The organism is Micromonospora sp. MH33, from assembly GCF_003013775.1.
Lineage (GTDB): Bacteria > Actinomycetota > Actinomycetes > Mycobacteriales > Micromonosporaceae > Micromonospora > Micromonospora fulviviridis.
Genome location: NZ_MUYZ01000005.1, coordinates 16,515 through 36,081 on the forward strand (window position 1 = coordinate 16,515; position 19,567 = coordinate 36,081).

At 69.8% G+C, this 19,567-nt stretch carries 23 protein-coding genes; 17 read left to right on the forward strand and 6 right to left on the reverse strand.

The window, feature by feature from the left end; genetic code table 11:
* Positions 1–508 precede the first annotated feature (508 nt).
* Both B0E53_RS01965 and B0E53_RS01970 read left to right on the forward strand, forming a co-directional pair.
* The gene (locus tag B0E53_RS01965; protein WP_107074358.1) at positions 509–1,978 is read left to right on the forward strand and encodes a site-specific integrase; all 1,470 of its coding nucleotides are present in this window, start codon (positions 509–511) and stop codon (positions 1,976–1,978) included.
* Between the two features lie 626 nt (positions 1,979–2,604).
* A complete protein-coding gene (locus B0E53_RS01970) occupies positions 2,605–3,441 on the forward strand; it encodes an IS5 family transposase (protein WP_107074359.1) in 837 nt (278 codons plus the stop codon).
* A gap of 245 nt (positions 3,442–3,686) precedes the next feature.
* Here the strand turns inward: B0E53_RS01970 and B0E53_RS01975 are convergent, their stop codons facing one another.
* A complete protein-coding gene (locus B0E53_RS01975) occupies positions 3,687–4,142 on the reverse strand; it encodes a MarR family transcriptional regulator (protein ID WP_107074360.1) in 456 nt (151 codons plus the stop codon).
* An 87-nt stretch (positions 4,143–4,229) separates the two neighbouring features.
* Here B0E53_RS01975 and B0E53_RS01980 point away from each other — a divergent pair, with 87 nt between their 5' ends.
* The 4 genes from B0E53_RS01980 (at position 4,230) to B0E53_RS01995 (ending at position 8,075) form a co-directional block, all read left to right on the forward strand.
* On the forward strand, positions 4,230–5,144 hold the full coding sequence (locus B0E53_RS01980; protein ID WP_107074361.1) for an ABC transporter ATP-binding protein: 915 nt from the start codon (positions 4,230–4,232) through the stop codon (positions 5,142–5,144).
* On the forward strand, positions 5,137–5,925 hold the full coding sequence (locus B0E53_RS01985) for an ABC transporter permease subunit (RefSeq protein WP_107074362.1): 789 nt from the start codon (positions 5,137–5,139) through the stop codon (positions 5,923–5,925). The genes B0E53_RS01980 and B0E53_RS01985 overlap by 8 nt, the downstream gene beginning before the upstream one ends.
* Positions 5,926–6,333: 408 nt before the next feature.
* Positions 6,334–6,780: a CBS domain-containing protein gene (locus B0E53_RS01990; protein WP_107074363.1), complete on the forward strand. Its 447-nt coding sequence runs from the start codon at positions 6,334–6,336 to the stop codon at positions 6,778–6,780.
* The gene (locus B0E53_RS01995) at positions 6,777–8,075 is read left to right on the forward strand and encodes an ArsB/NhaD family transporter (protein WP_210405868.1); all 1,299 of its coding nucleotides are present in this window, start codon (positions 6,777–6,779) and stop codon (positions 8,073–8,075) included. Before B0E53_RS01990 ends, B0E53_RS01995 begins: the two co-directional genes overlap by 4 nt.
* On the opposite strand, the gene B0E53_RS02000 is transcribed toward B0E53_RS01995, so the two are convergent.
* Positions 8,057–9,370: a cation:proton antiporter gene (locus B0E53_RS02000; protein ID WP_348639640.1), complete on the reverse strand. Its 1,314-nt coding sequence runs from the start codon at positions 9,368–9,370 to the stop codon at positions 8,057–8,059. The genes B0E53_RS01995 and B0E53_RS02000 overlap by 19 nt on opposite strands.
* 207 nt (positions 9,371–9,577) lie before the next feature.
* Between B0E53_RS02000 and B0E53_RS02005 the strand changes: the two genes are divergently transcribed.
* Together B0E53_RS02005 and B0E53_RS02010 are read left to right on the forward strand one after the other, a co-directional pair.
* Positions 9,578–10,945: a potassium transporter TrkG gene (locus B0E53_RS02005; protein ID WP_168215187.1), complete on the forward strand. Its 1,368-nt coding sequence runs from the start codon at positions 9,578–9,580 to the stop codon at positions 10,943–10,945.
* 1 nt (position 10,946) lies between these two features.
* Positions 10,947–11,615 (forward strand): TrkA family potassium uptake protein, encoded by a 669-nt coding sequence (locus tag B0E53_RS02010; RefSeq protein ID WP_210405869.1) that lies wholly within the window; start codon positions 10,947–10,949, stop codon positions 11,613–11,615.
* A gap of 256 nt (positions 11,616–11,871) precedes the next feature.
* Here the strand turns inward: B0E53_RS02010 and B0E53_RS38980 are convergent, their stop codons facing one another.
* Positions 11,872–12,033 (reverse strand): hypothetical protein, encoded by a 162-nt coding sequence (locus tag B0E53_RS38980; protein ID WP_246835185.1) that lies wholly within the window; start codon positions 12,031–12,033, stop codon positions 11,872–11,874.
* On the opposite strand from B0E53_RS38980, the gene B0E53_RS02015 reads away from it, so the two are divergent.
* The 5 genes from B0E53_RS02015 to B0E53_RS02035 all read left to right on the forward strand — a co-directional run bounded on the left by B0E53_RS02015 (position 12,028) and on the right by B0E53_RS02035 (position 15,916).
* Positions 12,028–12,402 (forward strand): 6-carboxytetrahydropterin synthase, encoded by a 375-nt coding sequence (locus tag B0E53_RS02015; RefSeq protein WP_246835184.1) that lies wholly within the window; start codon positions 12,028–12,030, stop codon positions 12,400–12,402. The genes B0E53_RS38980 and B0E53_RS02015 overlap by 6 nt on opposite strands.
* A gap of 294 nt (positions 12,403–12,696) precedes the next feature.
* A complete protein-coding gene (locus B0E53_RS02020) occupies positions 12,697–13,182 on the forward strand; it encodes a hypothetical protein (protein ID WP_107074365.1) in 486 nt (161 codons plus the stop codon).
* Positions 13,127–14,050 (forward strand): DUF2797 domain-containing protein, encoded by a 924-nt coding sequence (locus B0E53_RS02025; protein ID WP_107074366.1) that lies wholly within the window; start codon positions 13,127–13,129, stop codon positions 14,048–14,050. The genes B0E53_RS02020 and B0E53_RS02025 overlap by 56 nt, the downstream gene beginning before the upstream one ends.
* A complete protein-coding gene (locus B0E53_RS02030) occupies positions 14,016–14,669 on the forward strand; it encodes an AAA family ATPase (RefSeq protein ID WP_107074367.1) in 654 nt (217 codons plus the stop codon). Before B0E53_RS02025 ends, B0E53_RS02030 begins: the two co-directional genes overlap by 35 nt.
* Positions 14,597–15,916, forward strand: a complete 1,320-nt coding sequence (locus B0E53_RS02035; RefSeq protein ID WP_146167553.1) for a glycosyltransferase family 4 protein — start codon at positions 14,597–14,599, stop codon at positions 15,914–15,916. Before B0E53_RS02030 ends, B0E53_RS02035 begins: the two co-directional genes overlap by 73 nt.
* Here the strand turns inward: B0E53_RS02035 and B0E53_RS02040 are convergent.
* The 3 genes from B0E53_RS02040 to B0E53_RS02050 form a co-directional block, all read right to left on the reverse strand.
* A complete protein-coding gene (locus tag B0E53_RS02040; protein ID WP_146167554.1) occupies positions 15,913–16,128 on the reverse strand; it encodes a hypothetical protein in 216 nt (71 codons plus the stop codon). The genes B0E53_RS02035 and B0E53_RS02040 overlap by 4 nt on opposite strands.
* Before the next feature lie 346 nt (positions 16,129–16,474).
* Positions 16,475–17,029 (reverse strand): GCN5 family acetyltransferase, encoded by a 555-nt coding sequence (locus B0E53_RS02045; RefSeq protein WP_107074370.1) that lies wholly within the window; start codon positions 17,027–17,029, stop codon positions 16,475–16,477.
* A complete protein-coding gene (locus tag B0E53_RS02050) occupies positions 17,026–17,835 on the reverse strand; it encodes a GntR family transcriptional regulator (protein ID WP_107074371.1) in 810 nt (269 codons plus the stop codon). Before B0E53_RS02050 ends, B0E53_RS02045 begins: the two co-directional genes overlap by 4 nt.
* A 112-nt stretch (positions 17,836–17,947) precedes the next feature.
* On the opposite strand from B0E53_RS02050, the gene B0E53_RS02055 reads away from it, so the two are divergent.
* The 4 genes from B0E53_RS02055 to B0E53_RS02070 all read left to right on the forward strand — a co-directional run bounded on the left by B0E53_RS02055 (position 17,948) and on the right by B0E53_RS02070 (position 19,510).
* Positions 17,948–18,163 carry a hypothetical protein gene (locus B0E53_RS02055; RefSeq protein WP_146167555.1) on the forward strand — a complete coding sequence of 72 codons (216 nt, stop codon included), beginning with the start codon at positions 17,948–17,950 and terminating at the stop codon, positions 18,161–18,163.
* Between the two features lie 122 nt (positions 18,164–18,285).
* Complete coding sequence (locus B0E53_RS02060) at positions 18,286–18,549, forward strand: hypothetical protein (RefSeq protein WP_107074373.1); 264 nt, start codon at positions 18,286–18,288, stop codon at positions 18,547–18,549.
* The gene (locus B0E53_RS02065) at positions 18,546–18,779 is read left to right on the forward strand and encodes a hypothetical protein (protein WP_107074374.1); all 234 of its coding nucleotides are present in this window, start codon (positions 18,546–18,548) and stop codon (positions 18,777–18,779) included. The genes B0E53_RS02060 and B0E53_RS02065 overlap by 4 nt, the downstream gene beginning before the upstream one ends.
* Entirely contained in the window at positions 18,776–19,510 is a 735-nt protein-coding gene (locus tag B0E53_RS02070) for a GPP34 family phosphoprotein (protein WP_246835175.1), read from the forward strand. The genes B0E53_RS02065 and B0E53_RS02070 overlap by 4 nt, the downstream gene beginning before the upstream one ends.
* Positions 19,511–19,567 lie beyond the last annotated feature (57 nt).

Below are 19,567 nucleotides of genomic sequence, written 5' to 3' on the forward strand. Positions count from 1 at the left end.
CGTCGCCCTGCAACTCGTCGTCAGCGACGACGGCGCGGACCCGGCGCGTACGCCCGCCATCTCGGCGAAGGTGTCCCGGAACCGCTAGCCCACGACCCGGTTCGGCACCTGCCACATGTCGCGTCAGCTGGCGGACGAGCGACTCCCACCCGTGGCGGTGCCCCTCGCCGAACTGCGTGACGCTCGCGAGCACCACGTCGTCGACGGCGAGGTCGCCGGGACTGCCCGCCAACATCTGCGCCGCCGCAGGCTGCGCACGCACCCGATGCTTACCGGCTCATCCGCCGGCACCATTGACCATCCTCCACGCTCCCGGACTCACGCGAACCGGACAGGGCCCCAGACTCCACCGAGGCGAATCCGCTTTGCTGGCCGCGTCGTGCGCCCTCGCGGCGTGTGAGACCCACCGTTACGGGCTGCGCGACTTGATCGTGCCCACCGGTCACGCGTGGATGTCGATCGACAAACCGATGCCCACCCACCCCATCCGAACGGGAGTACCACACCGATGCCAGACGGAAGCATCTTCAAACGCTGCGGCTGTCGCCACCCCGAGACGGGCAAGCCTTTGGGAAACGACTGCCCGAAACTGCGCCGCCCGAACCGCGCCTGGAGTTCCGACCACGGCCACTGGGCCTACCAACTCGAACTCCCACCCACCGCCGAAGGCCGCCGCCGACAGCTACGCCGCTCCGGTCTTTCCACCCGACGGGCCGCAGCCGAGGAACTCGACCACGCCCGCGAACTGCTCGGCCTCGCCAAGGGTGACCGGCGCCGCCGCACCGAGATCGCCGACCTGCTGCAAGCCGCCGTACGCACCAAACGGCCCCTGCCCGAGGTCGACCGCATCCGGCAGCGGCTCCGCGGCGACGGCCCCCTCGCTGACATGCCCACCGTCACCGAGTATCTCACCGGCTGGCTGACCCACCTCGCGGTCGACGCGAACACGCAACGCGGATACGAATCGATCGTGCGGGTCCACCTGATCCCACACCTGGGCGACATCCCGCTGGACAAGCTGCGCACCACCCACATCCGCAACATGTTCGCCGCGATCGAACGACGCAACGACGAGATCACCGCCGCGAAGGCCAGCACCGACCCAAGCATCCGCAAAACGGTCACCGGGGTGCGAACCACCGGCGCGAGCACCCGCCAACGCATCCGGGCCTGTCTGCGCAAGGCGATCAACGACGCCCTCGCCGACGAGCTCATCGTTGGCTCCAACCCCGCAGCCCTGGTCAAGGTTCCCGCCGACCGGCCCCAACCGATCGTGTGGGAGGACGAACGCGTGCAACGGTGGAAGGCCACCGGCCAGGTCCCCGGACCGGTAATGGTGTGGACCGACTCCCAGGTTGTGCAGTTCCTCGACTACGCCGCCGAACACGCCCCCGACCTGTACCCGATGTGGCACTACATGGCCTACCGCGGGCCCCGCCGTGGCGAGGCCTGCGGCCTGCGCGACAGCGAGGTCCGCCTGCACCGCCGGGAAACCACCATCAACAACCAGATCGCCACCCATGGCTACACCGCCGTCCAGAAGCCGCCGAAGAGCCGGGCCGGGAACCGCGACGTCGCCCTCGACGCCGACACGGTTAAGGTCCTTGCCGCCTACAAGGCCCGCCGGGCCGCCTGGCAACTCGCCGTCGGCGACGCATGGCCCCACACCGGACTATTCTTCGTCCGCCCCGACGGGAAGCCGTGGCATCCCAACGCCGTCACCCAACGGTTCCGCAAGCTGATTCGCAAAGCGGGGCTGCCCCCGATCCGGCTTCACGACCTGCGCCACAGCGCCGCCACGATCGCTCTCGACGCCGGCGTGGACGTCAAGGTCGTCTCCGAGCAACTCGGCCACTCCACGACCACTCTGACCCGTGACACCTACCAGAGCGTGACCAAGGAACTGCACCGCAACGCCGCCGACGCGGTCGCGGAAAAGATCAAGCGGAAGCGTCGGGGTCCCCGCCTTGCGGGATAAGGCGGATTGGTCGCGAGCAGCCGGGCGGCCATCCACATGCGGGGCAGTTGGCGGTGCGATCGGGGCATCGCAAGGGCGAAAATGGCCGCAGGAGGTCTGGAGGCCGGAACGGACGCCAACACCTCGCGCCGAGTTCGTCGCCAGAATCCAACACCAACTCCGGCAGGTGAGCGTGTCGTCGGGCGGACGAAATCTGCCGATCAGCACGCCGGCACCCGGCTCGACGTAATAGGCAGTCCGGCGCTTCCCACCGCCCTGAGGCCGTCTCGCAGCCACCGGAATCAACGGCTGCGCAACCGCCCACAAGTCCTCCGGCGCCCAGGTCTGGATCATGACCTCGACAACATCCGCCACAAATAGAAGATCATGCCCGAGGCCACAACCTCACCAACTGAGACACGCCCTTACTGGGCGTTTTGATCATCCTGGCTATGTATTGCTGCTTTCGTAGGCCTGGTCGGCAAGGCCTCGACAGGGTCGAATGATCACCACTGAGGCCAGGTTCACCTGATTGATGCCGATGCGAGATGCCCTGCTTTGATCCGCGGGTCGTGTCTGGTTCACAAAGTTCGGGAATCGGCAGACCCCAACTGCGATCCACCCGCGATCCACAGTAGACAAGCCGTATGGCCGAACGACCTGCCTACCCCTCCGACCTGTCCGACGCCCGCTGGGCGCTGATCGCACCACGACTGGACGCCTGGCGCCAGGCTCGCACCGATGCTGGCGTCGGGGGACGCAAACCCACCTACGACCTGCGGGAGATCTTCAACGCGATCCTCTACGTCAACCGCACCGGCATCGCGTGGCGCTACCTGCCGCATGACTTCCCGCCCTGGCAGACGGTCTACGGCTACTTCACCGCCTGGACAGGCGATGGCATCTTCACCCAGATCAACTACGAGCTCACCGGCCTGGCCCGCGCCAAGGCCGGACGCGCCGCCCAGCCATCGGCCGGTGTGATCGACACCCGGAGCGTGAAGACCTCCACCAACGCACCCCTGGCCAGCCAGGGCATCGACGCCGGCAAGAAGATCGTCGGACGCAAACGCGGCATCGTCACCGACACCCTCGGTCTGCTCCTCGCCGTCATCGTCACCGCGGCCAGCGCCAGCGACAACACCATCGGTATCGACCTGCTCAGCCAAGCCAAAGCCACCCACCCGGCCCTGGCCAAGACCTGGGTCGACGCCGGCTTCAAGAACAAGGTCATCGAACACGGCGCCACCCTCGGCATCGACGTCGAGGTCGTCGCCAAGGACCCACACGTCAAAGGGTTCTCGGTGGTCAAACGCCGTTGGGTCGTCGAGCGCACACTGGGCTGGATCATGCTGCACCGCCGCCTGGCCCGCGACTACGAAGCCCTACCCAACAACTCCGCCAGCATGATCAGCATCGCGATGATCGACAACCTCACCAAACGGGTCACCGACGAAACCACCCCAACCTGGCGAGACATCTGAAGATCACATCACCCGCAAAATACGTGAATCAGACGCCCTCTTAGGCAGGAGTCGACCTGTTGATCTCCCCCCGGGATGTGGACACCGGGTTATGCCGCGATCTGGTGCAGCGTAGTGGGTGTGAGGGAGACCTGTCCCCCGTTCCAGTTGACAGCCCCTGTCAACGTGGCGAGGAGAGAGGTTTCCCGACGGGTCGCACCGATGGCGAGGCGAGCTAAGCCCTCGCCATCGGGCTTCCGGCGGGCTCACGAGCCGCTGCGATTTTGCCGCCATCGTTCGATGACGGCTGGCAGTTCCTTCCAGAGGTAGTCGTAGAAGTCACGCATCTCCGCCAGCCGCCGCCCTGCCGGGCTGTTCGCTCCGGCGGCCGCGATGCCCTGTTCAGCGGCGTCGCGCATCATGGTGACGACTGCGTTCTGGCTGGACATGAGGGTCGCCCAGGCGCCGTCGCGCACGCGGAAGTGGTCGCGCCGGCTACCCGGCGCGGGAACCCGCTCGATCAAGCCGACGGTCGACAGGGACTTCAGAGCCGTGGAGACACTTCCCGAACTGATGCCCAGGGTGTCGACGACGTCCCCTGCGGTCATCGCCTCTTGGTCGGTGAACAGCAGTGCCGCCAGCACCCGTGCGGTGCTGCGCTGCATGCCACCCTCGGCGAGGGTGAGCGCGAGCCGTTCAGCCGGTTCGCTCAACGACGTCATCAGCGTCCTTCCCGTGAGAATGTCACGCAAGCCACCCTAACAGCTTTGACTCTTCAGAAATCTTTGAAATATCGGTACTGTCGAGGCATGAGCGAGGTGATCCGGCTGGAGAAGCTGGGCAAGGACTACGGCAACCGCCGAGGTCTGGTCGACCTGGACCTGTCCGTGACGGGTGGCGAGGTGTTCGGCTATCTCGGTCCGAACGGGGCAGGGAAATCGACCACGATCAGCCTGCTGCTGGACCTGATCCGACCCACCAGCGGCAGGGCCTTGGTGTTCGGAGAGAATCCTCGACGGCAGGCGGTGCCGTTGCACCGGCGTATCGGCTACCTGGCGGGCGACTTCGTGGTCAACCCACGGCAGCGGGTCGACGAATGCCTGAGCTTCCTGGCCGACCTGCGCGGCGGCCTCCCGAAGGCCCGCATCACCGAGCTAGCCGAACGGCTGGACCTGGACCTCAGCGCGCGGATCAAAACGCTGTCGAAGGGCAACCGACAGAAGGTGGGCCTGGTCCAGGCGTTCATGCACCGGCCGGAGCTACTGATTCTGGATGAGCCGACCTCGGGTCTGGACCCGCTGGTGCAACAGACCTTCCTCGACCTTGTCCGGGAGGCGAAGGCCGGTGGGCAGACGGTCTTCATGTCCTCCCACATCATGAGCGAAGTCGAAGCGGTCGCTGACCGGGTTGGCATCATCCGCGCAGGACGCCTGGTCGCCTGCGACACGGTCGCCCACCTGCGAGCGAGCACGCTGCACGAGGTCGAGGTCACCTTCACGGACCCGCCACCGGAGGCGGAGATCGCGGCGCTGGCAGGGGTCAGCGGCCTCACCGTCGCCGGGGACACGGCGCGGTTCCAACTCGCAGGCAGCCCTGACAGGCTCATCCGACTGCTCGCGGGTCACCGGGTGGTGGCACTGCGCGCGACCACCCCCGATCTGGAACAGCTGTTCCTTGCCTACTACGGGACGGACAACGACGCGAAGGAGGCCACCCGTGTCTGACGTCATGAGCAAGACTCTCTGGGACGGCCGGCGTGGCCTGGCCGGTTTCGCCGTCGGCACCGCCGCCGTCGGTGCCATGTACGCCGGGTTCTACCCGCAGGTCGCCGACGGGGCGATGGGTCAGGCGGTGCAAGGGTTCTCCCCGGGCCTGCGCGAGGCCCTGCGCATGGACGACCTCGCCTCGGCGGCCGGATACCTCGGATCCAGCGTCTTCGGCATCATCATCCCGCTGATCGCCGTGATCTACGGCGTCAGCGTCGGCACCCGCGCCATCGCCGGCGACGAGGAATCCGGCTACCTCGACCTCCTCGTCGCCCACCCGGTCAGCCGTACCTGTCTCGTGCTGCACCGCTTCGCCGCTCTGGCCGCTGGCGGCGCGATGATCGCCGGGGTGGTGTGGCTGGCGATGCTGGCGGTCCGCCCCGGCGCCCGCCTCCAGAGCATCAGTCCCGCCGAGTTCGCCGCGCAATGCGCGGCGCTGGCGCTGCTGACCATCCTGTTCGGCGCTATCGCGCTGGCCATCGGCGCGCTTACTGGAAGCCGCTCCGCCGCTTTGGGCGGCAGCGCCGCCGTCGCGGTGCTCTCCTACGCTGCGCACACCGTCGCCGGACAGATCGGCGCCGACGTCCTCCAGTATCTCTCGCCCTTTCACTACTACATCGCGGCCGAACCACTGCGCTACGGCTTCCAGTGGCCCGACCTCGGGATCCTCGCCGGCGGCACCGCGCTCTTCCTCGGCTTGGCGGTTGCCGCCTTCAACCGCCGTGACCTGAACAGCTAGCCAGTTCGGTGCCGGATCGCCCGACACGGGGGGTCCGGCACCGTCGGCAACACAACCATGACGCCGCTCGGCATGGTCGTGACGCTGGACGACAGCCTTCGTCATGGTGGTGATCTGCGGTGCGTGCGCGGTCCAGCGTGCAGGTGCGGCGAATGGCACGGAGCTGCCGTCCGAGCAGGATGAGCGTCCGGGTGTCGTCGGCGTTCGCAGCGGTGTGGTCGGTTCACTGCCGACCGCTGCTGCCACTTCGAACAGGTGGCTGCAGGAAACTGCGCCGACCGGTTGCCGCAGTCGGCTCGGGTGTACCGGTGAGTTCGGGGCCTCCGGCCGCTAGGGTGATCGTCGGTGTGCCGGGAAGCCTGGTCGGCGTGTGACCCGTCGCGTCCCGAAAAACCCACAGGAGTCATCGTGCGAGCCCGAGACCTGGCCGTGCCCTTCCCGACCATCACGGTAGCCACGTCGGTGCTGGAGGCGGCTCGCCTGCTCGCCGAGTACAACCTGCCGGGTCTGATCGTGGTCGACGACCGCGGCTGCCCGGTCACCGTCCTGCCCGGCACCCAGGTGCTGCGCCTGGTGATCCCCGGCTACTGCCGGGAGGACCCGACCCTGGCGCGGATGATCGACGAGCCGTCGGCGGACGTGTTCCTGCGCGGCGCAGAGGGGCGTACGGTGGCCGATCTGCTACCGAAGGAGCATCCCGAACCGCCGGTGGTAGAACCGCAGGCGACCGTGCTCGAGATCGCTGCGGTGATGGCGCAGAAGCGCAGCCCCCTGGTGGCCGTGGCCGCGCCCCGGGAGCCGATGATCGGCGGGATCACCCTGGACGCGCTGCTCGACCGGATGCTGGCCGCGTGACCGGGGTGGCCTGGGCGGCGATGGCCGTCTTCACCGTCGCGTACGTGCTGATCGCCACCGAGAAGATCCACCGGGTCGCCGCGGCGCTCGGCGGGGCGGCGGTGATGTTCCTGATCGGCGCCACCGACACCGCCCACGCGTTCTTCTCCGAGCAGGCCGGCATCGACTGGAATGTGATCTTCCTGCTGGTCGGCATGATGCTCATCGTCGCCGTGCTCAAACGCACCGGCGGTTTCGAGTACGTGGCCGTCTGGGCCGCCAAGCGCGCCCGGGGCCGACCGTACCGGGTGATGGTGATCCTCGTGGTGATCACGGCGGTCGCGTCGGCGGCGCTGGACAACGTCACCACCGTCCTGCTGATCGCCCCGGTCACCTTCCTGGTCTGCGAGCGGCTCGACGTGCCGGCGGCGCCGTTCCTCATAGCCGAGGCGATGGCCTCCAACATCGGCGGCACCTCGACACTGGTCGGCGACCCACCCAACATCATCATCGGCAGCCGGGGCGGGCTGACCTACAACGACTTCCTGGTCCACCTCTCGCCGTTCGTGGTGCTGCTGCTGGTGGTTTTCCTCGTACTGTGCCGGGTGCTGTTCCGCTCAGCGTTCCGCTACGACCCGCAGCGGGCCGCGCAGATCGCCGCCCTGCACGAGCGCGACGCCATCCGCAACCGCCGGCTGCTGGTGCTCGGCCTGGCCGTGCTCGCCGCGGTGACCGCCGCGTTCGTCCTGCACACCACCCTGCAGCTGGAACCCGCGGTGGTCGCCCTGCTCGGCGGCCTGCTGCTACTGGCGCTGTCCCGGCTGGACGCCGCAGAGATCAGCCGCGACATCGAATGGCCCACCCTGGTCTTCTTCGCCAGCCTGTTCATCATGGTCGGCGCCCTGGTCAACACCGGTGTCGTCGAGCAGATCTCCCACGCCGCGATCGACGCCACCGACGGCCGGCTGCTACCCGCGTCCATGGTGCTGCTCTGGGGATCCGCGGCGCTGTCCGCGATCGTGGACAACATCCCGTACGTGGCGACCATGAGCCCGGTCGTCGCCGACCTGGTCCACGCCCAGGGCGGCGGCGAGCAGTCCCGCGTGCTGTGGTGGGCCCTCGCGCTCGGCGCGGACCTGGGAGGCAACGCCACCGCAGTCGGCGCGTCGGCGAACGTGGTGGTGCTCGGTCTGGCCGAACGCGCCGGGCAGCGGATCACCTTCTGGCAGTTCACCCGGTACGGCATCCTGGTCTCCCTGGTCACCGTCGGGCTGGCCGTGCCGTACCTGTGGCTGCGCTACTTCGTGCTCGCCTGACTGCCCGCGCCGTCGTCGACCCCGGATCCACCCGCTGCGGCGCGGCGGTCGGCGCGCGGTCGGGGCAGCGCTGCCCGGCGCCGCACACGGCGCAGCACGCCGTGCCAGCTCGGGATGTCCCGAGTGTCATCGAACGCCCGCGCCACCAGCACGTCGGTCGAGGAGTGCGCCAGGATCGAGATGACGATCGTCAACGCCACCAGATGGAACACCTCGTCCGCGGCGCCGATGCCGGACTCCAGCACCAGCAGCCCGTAGACGACCGAGGCGAAGCCCTTCGGCCCGAACCACATCGCGGCGGCCTGCTCCCGCAGGCTCAGCCCGGAGCGCAGGAACGAGATCCACAACGCGATCGGCCGGGCGACCACGATGGCCAGGACGGCGAACACCCAGCCGGTCCAGGAGATGTCGCCGAGGAACTCCACCGAGATCAGCGCCCCGAAGACCAGCAGCGCGGCGAGCTTCAGCAGCTCGGCGACGTTCTCCCCGAAGTGCTCGAACGCGGACCGCTCGCGTGGCCCGAAGGTGGCCACGGTGATGCCGGCGGCGAACGCGGCCAGGAACAAGTTGCCGTGCGTCGCCTTTCCCAGCGCGAGCACCAGCAGCCCGATCGCCACACCGTTGAGCGGCGCATACGCGGCCGAGGCAGCGAAGAACCGGCTCCGCTCGAGCGCGATCGCGGCGAGGGGCACGAGGACGCCGATCGCCAGCCCGACGGCCAGCTCGGTGGCCAACTCCCCCAGGTGCAGGTCGTCCGAGCCGGCCGCGACCGCGAGAAGCACCACCACGAACGGCAGCGCCAAGCCGTCGTTGACGCCGGATTCGACGTTGAGCAGGTGCCGCAACCTCGCGGGCACCTTGTCGTTGCCGACCAGCGCGGCCGCGAACACCGGGTCGGTCGGCGCGAGGATCGCGCCGATCAGCAGCGCCTCCGCCCAGCCCAGTCCGGCCACATAGTGCCCCAGCACGGCGGTGACCAGCAGGGTCAGCGGGAGCCCCCAGCCCAGCGCCCGGCCGGGCAGCCGCCACGCCGACCGCAGGTCCGCCCAACCGACGCGCATGCCGTCGGTGAACAGCACCGCGAACAGCGCCAGCTCGGCCAGCTGCGCGACGATCGGCGAGTCCGCGTGCAGGTGCAGCACCCCGGTGGTGCCCTCGCCCAGGACAAACCCGGCCACCAGGAACAACGCCGCGGTCGACAGGATCGTGCGGTGCGCGAGGGCCGACAGCAGCACCGCGGCGAGCAGGACGGCGGCGAAGCAGAGCAGCAGCACGGGTGACCCTCCAGCGAGCACGACGGGTTACGGTGCCGACCAGACTTCCCGGCGCGCCATGGAGCCCGCCGATCATATCGGCCCCTCGCTCGGGCCGCTCCCGGCGTCGCGAGGGGCCATCGCTGGTGATCGCCGCCGGGTAGGGTCGTGGCAGGATCCAGGCGTGATGCGGGCACGACAGGCGTGGCAGAGGACGCCGGCAGCAGGACCGGGGCGGACAGGTTCGTCATGGCCCTGATCACGCGACGGCCGGTGTGGCAACGGAGCAGCACCCGGTTCCGGCATCCGGCCCAGATGATCTCCCTCGGGTTCGGCACGGCCATCGCGGTGGGCACCGGACTGCTGTCGCTGCCGGTGGCCACCCAGTCGGGGCAGCGGGCGCCGCTGGTCGACGCGCTGTTCACCGCGACGTCGGCGGTGTGCGTCACCGGTCTGGCGACGGTCGACACAGGCAGCTACTGGTCGTCATTCGGGCAGGTGGTCATCCTGCTACTCATCCAGGCCGGTGGGCTGGGCATCATGACGCTGGCGACCCTGTTCACCGTGCTCGTGTCACGGCGTCTGGGATTGCGGGCCCGGTTCCTCGCGCAGGCCGAGACCAAAAGCCTGGATCTGACCGACGTACGAGGAGTGGTCCGGCGAATCGTGCTGTTCAGCCTCGCCAGCGAGACCGTCGTGGCCGTGGCGCTCGCGCTGCGATTCGCCGCAGGCTACGACGAAGCGGCGGGGCCGGCGATCTACCACGGGGTGTTCCACGCGGTGTCAGCGTTCAACAACGCCGGCTTCTCCACCAACGCGGACAGCCTCGTAGGCTACGTCACCGACCCGTGGATCAGCCTCACCGTCGCCGGCGCGGTGATCCTCGGCGGCCTGGGCTTTCCCGTCGTGTTCGAGCTCGCCCGGTGCTGGCGGCGGCCCGCGTTGTGGTCGGTCATGACCCGCCTGACCGTCACCCTCACGGTGGCCCTGCTGGTGCTCGGCATGGCCGTGCTGACCATCACGGAGTTCACGAACCCGGACACGCTGGGCCCGTTAAGTGGCCCGGAGAAGCTCCTGGCTGGGTTCTTCGCCTCGGCGATGACCCGTACCGCCGGATTCAACAGCCTCGACATTGCCGCCATGCGCCCCGAGAGTCTGCTCGCCACCGACGTGCTGATGTTCATCGGCGGCGGCAGCGCCGGCACCGCCGGCGGCATCAAGGTCACCACGTTCGGGCTGCTGGCTTTCGTGCTCTGGTCGGAGATGCGCGGCGAGAGCCACGTCAACGTCGGGCAGCGACGCATCCCGCCCAGCAACCAGCGGCAGGCGCTCGCGATGGCGCTGCTGAGCGTCGGCGCCGTGGTCACCGCGACCTTCGCCCTGGTGGCGATCACGCCGCACGGTCTTGAGCGGGTGTTGTTCGAGGTGGTGTCGGCCTTCGCCACCGTCGGGCTGTCCACCGGGATCACTGGCAGCCTGCCACCGCAGGCGGACCTGCTGCTGGTCGTGCTGATGTTCGCCGGCCGGATCGGGCCGCTCACCCTGGCCACCGCGCTGGCGCTGCGGGACCGCACCCGACGCTACGAACTGCCTGAGGAAAGGACGATCGTTGGCTGACATGACCGAACCCGTCGTGGTCGTCGGATTGGGCCGCTTCGGCGGTGCCCTGGCCCTGGAACTGGTCAGCCGAGGCACCGAAGTGCTTGGCATCGACCACCGGCCGAAGGTGGCGCAGGCGATGTCCGGCCGCCTGCCGCACGTGGTCACGGCCGACTCCACCGACATCGAGGCGCTGCGACAACTCGGGGTGGCAGAGTTCCGACGCGCCGTCGTGGCGATCGGCACGGACATCCAGGCCAGCATCCTCACCACCAGCCTGCTGGCCGAACTCGGCATCCCCGACATCTGGGCCAAGGCGGTCAGCGACCAGCACCGGCACATCCTCACCCGAGTCGGCGCCCACAAGGTCGTCGCGCCAGAACACGACATGGGCGAACGGGTGGCCCATCTGCTCTCCGGTCGGATCCTCGACTACGTCGAGGTCGACGCCGACTTCGCCGTCGTGAAGACCACTCCGCCGCGCGATGTCGTCGGCGTGTCGCTGCGCGACTCCCGGGTGCGCAGCCGGTGGGGCATCACGGTGGTCGCGGTCAAACCACAGGCTCCACCGATGGGCCGACGACCCGAGTTCACTCATGCCACCCCGGACACCGTGCTCGCCTACGGCGACCTGATCCTCATCGTCGGACCGATCGACAACGTGGAACGCTTCGCCGACAGCGAGTGAAACGCCCTCTTCGCCAGGCCCTGCGAGGCCGGCGGCGAGGGCGACTATTGGGGGTCAGAGGCGGCGTCGGCCGTAGCGCCGGCGGCGACGGACATGCCGATCGCGGCGAAGACGACCTGGAGGATCAGTTCGGTCGTGTCGATACCCGGGTGTCAGCCACGCCGAACGCGGCGATGTGCTGCCCATCTGGGAGGAGGCGTTCGCGCGGACCATGAGGTCCGCGCAAACGCGGACAACCGAGTCTTGACGAGGGAGGTCAGGCGTAGGGGTTGGCGCTGCTGTAGAGCATCTCGACCCGCTCGTGCTGGACAGTGAACTCCTCGCGGCGGCGGTCGCGCTGCTTCCACAGGACCGCCAGCCATTCAGCTTCTGCGCCGCCCACGCCGGACTGCACGCCGACGTCTACGAGCCCCTGCACGGGCACACCTTCGTGGTCACGCTGCGCCTGGCCGGGGAGCCTGACGACAACGGCATGGTCACCGACTTCGGACCGGTGAAGAGCACCCTGCGCCGGGTCATCGCGCCGCTGCGTCGACGCACCCTCGTCGCCGGCCGCGCGGCGGACGTCGACCTGAGCGTCCCGGCCCGGGTGGGGTTCGGCGACTACGTCCTGCCCGCGCGCGCGGTGACCGTCCTGCCGGTGGCCAACACCACCACGGAGGCGATCGCCGGGCACCTCATCGACCAGGTGCTGCTGCACGCCCCGATGCCAGGACTGCGCTGGGCGGAGTTGGAGCTGGCGGAAGCCCCCGATGTTTCCGCCACGGTGCGGAGGCTGCGCGGATGACCGCCCCGGCATACCGAGTCAAGGTCGCCGCGCTGCTCGCCTACGTCACCGAGTCAGCCATGATCGGCGCGCCTGTGGCACCCGTCCTCGCCGATAACCCTTGGGACACCTGGTGGGTCTGCTACCGCACCCAGACTCCTGCACCTGAACTCGGGCTGAAGGTGTGGGCGCGGCCTGGCGCGTGCGAACGGTGCTTGACCATGGCGGCGACCCCTGACGAAGGCCCGGCCGGTTAGGCACCCGGACTCGCTGACCCAGAGCTCTTGCGGCTGCCTGGTTGAATGGGCGAAGCGGATGCGGACGCCGGGCGGCGACGTCGACTGGCCACCGTTGCGCGCCAGCGTCGCCATGGTCAAACCCGGCGGCGACGCACCCGGGGTTCTGCGTGCGCTCCGCGGCGACCACCTCGTCACCGCCGTCGCATCCAAGAGGTTGACCTCGTCGGACGCTCGCCGGCTCTACCCGGACGCCTATGGAGCCGAGTACGTCGCCCGGCAGGACGAGTACCTCACCAGCGCCCCGGTGACCGTGTACGCGCTGCTGCTCGACGGCGACGCCGCCCGCAACCCCAAGGACCTGAAGCTGGGCATCCGGGCGCGACTCGCCGGCGGCGACGTGTTGCGCAACCACCTCCACATGCCGGACTCTCCGGGGGACGCACTCTGCGACCTGGCGCACCTGATCAGCGAAAACACCCGCGACGACCTGTACGGGAGGTACGACCGTGCCGCAGCCGACCAACGCCTTGCTCAGTACCGGACTCGTCTGGACTTCGGGTAGCGCGACCCTGGCGCTGGCCGCCTCGGACGGCACCATCCGCCACCAGCCCCTCGCGCTCGGGCAGCTCGTCGGCTGGAACCTGCATGGGCCCCGCCGATGCATCGGCACGTGGAACCGCCAGAGCCTCCGCCAGCAGCTGTGCCCCCACCGGCACCACATCGTGCTGGACGCCACCGGTACCCAGTGCCCGCCGTGCCAAGCCGCCGACCCCGGTCGCCGGTTCGCTCGAGGAGACGACCTCACCGACCCTCGCACGTTCGGGCTGTACCTCGCCTGGTTCGACAGTGGGCTGATCAAGGTGGGGCTCACCGCCCTGGAACGCGGCAGCGACCGGCTCACCGAACAGGCCGCCCTCGCATTCACTTGGCTCGCCGAAGGGCCGCTACCGGCGGTACGCCGCGCCGAACGGCTGATCAGCGGGCTCGGCGAGGTCAGCGAGTTCGTCCGCCGTGACCGCAAGGTCAGCGCGTGGTGGCGTCTCGGCACTCCGGAGCAGCGCGTGGAGCAGCTCCGTGAGGCATGGCACCGCGCCGTGCCTCAGATCTCCGGGGACGCCCAGCTCACCGTGCGGCAGCCGCGTATACACGATCTCGCCGCTACCTACGGCCTGACCGCGCCGCCTGCTCTGCCCGCTCGGGAGATCGGGGCACTTCGTGACGGGGCCACGCTCGTCGGGCGGATCAGCGCCGTGGCTGGCAACGACCTCATCCTCGACACGATCGCCGGTCCAGGCCTGCTGAACGTACGCACGCTCGCCGGCTGGAATCTCACCCGCGCGGACGTCCGCGGCGCCGCTGCGCCTCCGATGCGCCCTCTCAACCTGGCAGGAACTCATGACCAGCAGCACGTCCCCGAAGCGCTCTTCTAGCCCTCGCCCCCGGGCGGGCCGATTCGTCGTCCTGGAAGGCATGCCCGGCTCCGGGAAGACCACCACGGCGGACACCCTCGCCGCCGCCGGCCACACGGTCGTCGGCGAATACACCACCCCGGGCGGCGCCACAATCCCGGTCCGACGACACCCGCACGTCGACGACGACAACGCGCACCAGGCGAACTGGCTCATTAAGCACCAGCAGGTCACCGCAGCACGGATGAATGGGTCCGTGCTCAGCGACCGGGACTGGCTCTCCGCACTCGCGTACGCGGCTTCGCTGGGCGACCGGGCTCTACTCGCCGCCCGCGCGTCGTGGGCCCATGGGCACCTGACGGCTGGGCACCTCACCGTCCCCGACGCGTACCTCATCGTCGCTTGCGCCCCCGAGACGAGCATCGCCCGCCGCGTCGATCGGCTCACCCCCGGCCACCCGTGGAGCACACGAGCCGGCCTTGCCAAGCTGGCCGTGTTCTACCGCGACCCGGCGGCCGCCATCGGCCGTGTGCACCCGGCGTTGGCCGCCGAGCTACGCGCCGCGTCGTGGCATTGGCTGCCGGCCGTCGACCTCGGCGTGATTCGCCGGCACGTTACTGCACTGCTGGCGGCGTCGTGATGGCCCGGGGCCTCATCGTCTGCGTCCACGACGGGTTCTACGGTGCGGGTACCGGTGCCGGGTACGCCAACCGGGCGTTCCTCCGCGCGACGGTCCGGCACCTCGCGCCTCGCGTGCCGCTGGTGGTCGCGCCGGTCTACCTCGCACCCGCCAGCCCTGAGTACGACGCACAGTGGGCGGGTGACACCGCGCGGATGCTGCGCCCCGTCGGCGCCCACGTCGCGCCGTTGAGCAACGGCACCGACGGGGTCACCCGATTCGGTGGGCTCGCCGCGTTCCAGCACCTCGCCGACGACACCGGCCGGGTCCTGTCCGACATCGCAGCCCGACTCGACGAACCGCCTGCTGTCGTCGCCTTCGATGTGCCGTTCTCGGGCGTCGCCATGCATCTGCCGTCGACCTACCTGCCGCACCTGACGTACGTGCCCCGGTCGAGTGCGTTGCAGCACGACCCGGACAACAGCGAGCGTGTCGACTACGAGCGGCGGGGCTTGGCGGCTGCCGTCGCCGGCGGCGCGCGGGTCGGAGTGATCTCCGCGTACATGCGCCGGCACCTACAGGAAGAGCTTGCGGTGCCAGCCGGCGCGCTGATCGACCTGCCCGACGGGCTCACCGCCGACGAGCGTCGCGCGCTGCCGCCAGCCGACGACTTGGTGCCCGCCGCAGGGCGCGCTGACTTCCTGCTGGCCCTGGGCCGCGCGGAGCCGTACAAGGGGTTCGAGGACCTCCTCGACGCCCTGGCGCTGCTCCGCAGTGACTATCCGGGCGGGCGTCTGCCGCACCTGGTGCTCGCTGCGGTGACCGACAGCCAGTCAGCCAGCCCGTACCAGCGGCAGCTTGCCGATCGGGCGGCAGAGCTGGGTGTCGACGTCAGCCTCCATACACGGTTCGACCCGCGGCTACGAACGCTGCTTGCCCATCCCGGCCTCCGTGCCGTGGTCGTGCCTTCGCGGCAGGAACCGTTCGGCCGGATCCCCCTCGAAGCATTCGCCGCTGGCGCCGCGCCCGTCGTGGCCACCACGGCTGGCGGGCTGGCCGAGCAGGTAACCGATGGGCTTACCGGCTTCACCGCCGAGCCGGGGCGGCCGGATTCGCTTGCCGCGGCGATCGACCGGGCGCTGGCCACCACTCCGAAGCAGCGGGACCGGATGCGCCGGGCGGGCCAGGACGCGCTGACTTCTCGCTTCGACCATGACGCCGCCGTGGGTCGCTTCCTGCGTACGGTCGCGCCGTGGGCGGTCCGCTAGTCGACGGCGACCGGCGGGGCGGTGTGCGACCACACCGGCAGCATCCACCTGCTCTCGGCGACACGGGCGGCTAGAACGGCCTGCTCCGCTCCTGACTCTCCCCAGCCGAGCAGGAGCGGCACGTCGGTCACGGGCACCAGCCGGCGGCCGAGCAGGCGACCGCCGTCCGGGTCCGGGCGGCGGGGGTCGAACCCGACGATCCGCGCTGCCATGCGCAGATAAGCGTATTCGCCGGCAAGCTCGTGCCCGAGGAGCACCGGATCGGTGAGGCGTACCTGTGACTCCTCGGCGCTTCCGGTGCAGGGTGGCCGCCGCGTCGGCGTCGCCCCGCTCGGGACTGCCGCCGGGGAGGTTGTGACCGTCTGGGGTGTCCTGCACGAGCACGCGCCCGTGGTCGTCGAACAGCCAGCCGTAGACCTGCACCACGGTGACGGCCGGCGCTGGCCGGTCAGCGAACCACCTGAATGGGAGTGTGATGGGCATGGCGGAAGGCTAAAGGTTGGCCCTTCACACGGCGGAGAGGGCGCGCCGGGGCGGGTTGCGGACCCGGTGTGCCGGTCAGATTCCCTCGGTCTTGAGCTGGCCGCTGGTGTACGGCTGGGATGGCCGCTGGAAGCAGGCGCCGGACACCCGGGACTCGACGGTGCGGACGTGCCGGAAGCCCTGCCGCCGGTAGTAGTCGTGCAGCCGGTGGTTCGTGGTCCAGGAGTCCAGCCGCAGCCATGTCAGGCCGGCCTCGTAGGCGCGGCCGCCGGCCCAGTCCAGCATCTCGCCGCCCAGGTTCTCGCCGGCGTAGCGCAGCGGGATCATCATCTTCGCCGCGTACAGGGCGTCGGCCGGGTCGTCCTCCGGGTACCACAGGGCCTCGGGGTCGCGGTCGGGCTTCCACAGGTTGTCGACGTCCACGTACGCGGTCAAGGTGATCGTGGCGATCGGGTCGTCGCCGTCCCAGACCATCCACGTCTGCCCGGCCGAGACCGTCGACGCCACGGCGGAGCGCGGTAGCGGGATCGACCACTGCTCCTCGCCCCGGGCGGCGAGCCAGGCGACGCGCTCGCGTCGCCAGCTCATGATGACGTCGACGTCGCTCAGCCGGGCAGGCGTGATGATCATTCTGTCGATTCCTCCGGCCGGAACGTGGCGATGACACTGGCGTCGCCGTGGGTGCTGACGATCCGGTTCCGGTCGCCGGCGAACACGTTGATGGAGACCCGGACCGGCCGCTTCGCGGTGTAGCCGGTGCGGATGTGCAGAAGGACCGTCGTGCCGGGCTGCAACCGGAGCGTGGCGGCTTCCTCGGGCGTTGGCATCCGGGAGACGTACTCGTCGTAGTAGCCGACCTGCGCGTGACCACGCTCGGCGAGCAGCCGTGTGGTGCCCTGCGGGATGTCCTTCGGTGACAGCAGCTCGGAGACCTCGTTGGCCAGGTCCATCGGATAGTAGGTGTCCTGGATCGAGGACGGCTCCCCGTTGATGTACCGGACGCAACGGCGCAGAACGGCCGCAGACTCTGGCTCCACGTGCAGCCGCTCGGCCAGCTCCGCGGGGAGCACCTCGATCGTCAGCCGGAAGTCCTGGGACGCCTCGTAGCCCTGGCGCTCGACCTCGGACCGCCAGGCGTCAGTCTCGGCTGTCGGACCGGGCATCTCCGCGCGGTGGGCGTGGAAGGTCAAGGTGACCTTCTTGCGGACAACCATGCCGCCGCTGCGGCCGGGCACGGACTCGACCAGGCCCTCGTTGACGAGCAGCGCGGTCGCGTCACGGACGGTGTTGCGGGAGACGCCGTACTGCTCTTGAAGCTGCGGCTCGGTCGGAAGCCGGTCGCCGACGCGCAGAGCGCCCGAGACGATCTGCTCCCGGAGCTCGGCGGCGATCTGGCGGTACTTCGGCTGCTGGGCCACGCCCACACCCTCCCTCATGTCGTCCCAACCAATCTAACGGGATGGCCTTGACTGTGTCGCACTCCACTGGAATGGTTGGTATGAATCCAACGTTACGGACGGTTGGGTAATGATCACCATGGGGGCACCGATGAGCGTTCAGGCAGGCGAGGCGGCGCGGGAGATGGAGCGCGTCAACCGCGCCCTCGACGCCGCCCGTACCCACCTGGCCGCCCTCGACCGAGCTGCCGACGTCCGTGAGCTGCGCGAGAAGCAGACCAACTCGCCGCTGCTCACCCTCGTCGAGCAGGCCGGACAGTCGGCCGCCCGGGTCACGCAGTACCTGCGGGAGCAGTCCCGCACATGAGCCGGGTGCAGGGCTCGCCTTGGTCCCCCCAGCACGGGCGGTCTCTGCACCCACCGGACCGGGGAGCGCGGTCGGTGCCGGGGAGGGCCCGACCGCGGTTCCTTCACAGGGAGGTGGTGGCAATGAGGCGCATCAAGTGGTTCACTCCGGCCGACGACCGGGCCTTCGCGCCGTTCGGCATCGACTGCGAGGGAGCCGCCACTCTCTACAGCAACCATGGCGGCTGCCACCTTGCCGGCGCCGACGGCCTGGGCCGCCCGCCGGCCACTGAGTTGGCCGAGGCGAATCACGCCTTCTGGGTGGCCCTCGACCGCGCTCCGGCGCCGGCCCGACCGCCGTTGCGCCAACGCCTGCGCGGACTGGGTCGTCCCCGCTCTGCCCGGTGACCGCCGTGGACGAGAGCGACCGCCCCGCCGACCGGTTCGACGCCGCCCGCCGAACCGCGCTCCAGCACGTCGACGGCGGCACCTGCTGGCACTGCATCGGCGGCACCTGCTCCCAGAGAACCTGGGCCTTGGAGGAACTCACCCGGCACCCCGGCGGGCGTCAGGTCCTCGACAAGCTCCGCACCCCCAAACCCGTGAAAACCATGACCGAGGAAGGCCAGCAGCGGTGACCACACCCCCTGGCACAGCCGACGGCCAGCCCGTGCACATGCACCCGGAGCCCGCCGGCCGCCACCGGCCCGCACGATCAGGCCCGCACACGCCCGTGCTGCTGGCCGACGAGTTCTTCCTCATCGCCCACGACGACCAGACCGGCCGACCGCGGCTGCACGACAGCGCGATCCGGCACGGCCTCGCCGCCGGGCTACTCGGCGAGCTGGCAGGCGCCGGCCACATCACCTTCGACCGGGGCAGCCTGTTCGTCCTCGACGCCCGGCCACCGGCCGACTGGCTGCAACACCTCGTCCTCGACCGGCTGGTCGCCGAGTCGCAGCACACCGCCACCCGCGTGTGGCTGGCCTACCTCGCCGAGACGGCGCACGACCAGGTCGCGCAGCGGCTGTTCCAAGCCGGCAAGGTCGAGCCTCAACAGCAGCGCCGCCTGTTCGGCGTGCTCGGCAACGTCACCGTGCACGTGCCGACCGACATCAACGTGGCCGCCTGGTCGTGGGCCCGGCTGTCGCAGAAGCTGCGCCGGTACGAGCAGCTGGAACCGTTCGACCTCGCGCTGGCCGGCATCGCCGCGTCCTGCCGCCTGGACCAGTTCATCCTCGACGGCGCCCCGTACGCGGCCGGCGCGCACCTGCGGCGGCTGCTGGCGGCCGCCCCGGAGCCGATGCGTGACCTCCTCGCCGACCTCGACACAGCGATCGGCCACGCCGTCCTCAGCCACCGCACCTGACCACGGGCTGCGGCCCGCGCTACCCCTTCCACCCATTCAAGCCCATGAGAGGGACCG

Bases quoted from the DNA above. Each gene is read 5' to 3' on its own strand.
- B0E53_RS01965 (WP_107074358.1), top strand. From the start codon at position 509: ATGCCAGACGGAAGCATCTTCAAACGCTGCGGCTGTCGCCACCCCGAG.
- B0E53_RS01970 (WP_107074359.1), top strand. From the start codon at position 2,605: ATGGCCGAACGACCTGCCTACCCCTCCGACCTGTCCGACGCCCGCTGG.
- B0E53_RS01975 (WP_107074360.1), bottom strand. From the start codon at position 4,142: ATGACGTCGTTGAGCGAACCGGCTGAACGGCTCGCGCTCACCCTCGCC.
- B0E53_RS01980 (WP_107074361.1), top strand. From the start codon at position 4,230: ATGAGCGAGGTGATCCGGCTGGAGAAGCTGGGCAAGGACTACGGCAAC.
- B0E53_RS02005 (WP_168215187.1), top strand. From the start codon at position 9,578: ATGGCCCTGATCACGCGACGGCCGGTGTGGCAACGGAGCAGCACCCGG.
- B0E53_RS02010 (WP_210405869.1), top strand. From the start codon at position 10,947: ATGACCGAACCCGTCGTGGTCGTCGGATTGGGCCGCTTCGGCGGTGCC.
- B0E53_RS02020 (WP_107074365.1), top strand. From the start codon at position 12,697: ATGCGGACGCCGGGCGGCGACGTCGACTGGCCACCGTTGCGCGCCAGC.
- B0E53_RS02030 (WP_107074367.1), top strand. From the start codon at position 14,016: ATGACCAGCAGCACGTCCCCGAAGCGCTCTTCTAGCCCTCGCCCCCGG.
- B0E53_RS02040 (WP_146167554.1), bottom strand. From the start codon at position 16,128: ATGGCAGCGCGGATCGTCGGGTTCGACCCCCGCCGCCCGGACCCGGAC.
- B0E53_RS02045 (WP_107074370.1), bottom strand. From the start codon at position 17,029: ATGATCATCACGCCTGCCCGGCTGAGCGACGTCGACGTCATCATGAGC.
- B0E53_RS02050 (WP_107074371.1), bottom strand. From the start codon at position 17,835: ATGAGGGAGGGTGTGGGCGTGGCCCAGCAGCCGAAGTACCGCCAGATC.
- B0E53_RS02055 (WP_146167555.1), top strand. From the start codon at position 17,948: ATGAGCGTTCAGGCAGGCGAGGCGGCGCGGGAGATGGAGCGCGTCAAC.
- B0E53_RS02060 (WP_107074373.1), top strand. From the start codon at position 18,286: ATGAGGCGCATCAAGTGGTTCACTCCGGCCGACGACCGGGCCTTCGCG.